Source organism: Kluyvera ascorbata ATCC 33433, from assembly GCF_000735365.1.
Classification (GTDB): Bacteria; Pseudomonadota; Gammaproteobacteria; order Enterobacterales; family Enterobacteriaceae; genus Kluyvera; species Kluyvera ascorbata.
In genome coordinates, this window is the sequence record NZ_JMPL01000238.1 from 1 (window position 1) to 623 (window position 623).

General features: G+C 49.9%; 1 protein-coding gene. It reads right to left on the reverse strand.

All coding sequences use genetic code 11. From position 1 onward, the window contains the following. Positions 1-33 precede the first annotated feature (33 nt). Positions 34-623: Tn3 family transposase (locus GKAS_RS23375; protein WP_156105172.1), on the reverse strand; the 590-nt coding region annotated here is incomplete at its 5' end.

Genomic DNA, 623 nt, shown 5'->3' on the forward strand with positions numbered 1-623 from the left:
GGGGTCCGCTTGGAAAACGGAAAATATCCTACGCTAAGCCTGTTTTTTGTACAGACTGCTGTCTACTGAGCGTAACGAACGGTATTTTCCCTGTCCCAGCTTGAGGTTTGTTCGCCAGACGTAATCTCCGCTCAGGTTGATGTGTTCCCATCCCAGAGGGGACAGATGAGAAATCAGTTGGTCATTGAATGGGATCCCCTTTCGCTTCAGATAATCTATGGCTCTTTCTATATATACCGTATTCCAGAGTGAGATCGCCGCAGTCAGCAAGGTGAGCCCACTTGCCCGATAACTCTGGTTTTCCAGTCCCCGATCTCTGATTTCCCCCAGCCGGTGCATAAAGACTGCGCGAGCAAGGGCATTCCGCGCCTCACCTTTATTCAACCCTGCCTGTATGCGTCGACGCAGGGAAGGATCCCGGAACCAGTCCAGCATAAACAATGACCTTTCGATGCGACCAATTTCCCTCAGTGCTTTTGCCAGACCATTTTGTTTCGGATAGCTGGCCAGCTTTTTCATCATCAGTGATGCTGTTACCGTTCCCTGTTTTATAGAACTCGCCAGACGTAGCACCTCACTCCAGTGGGTTTCAATGTCCTTTAGATTCAGGCTGGTTGTGGAAA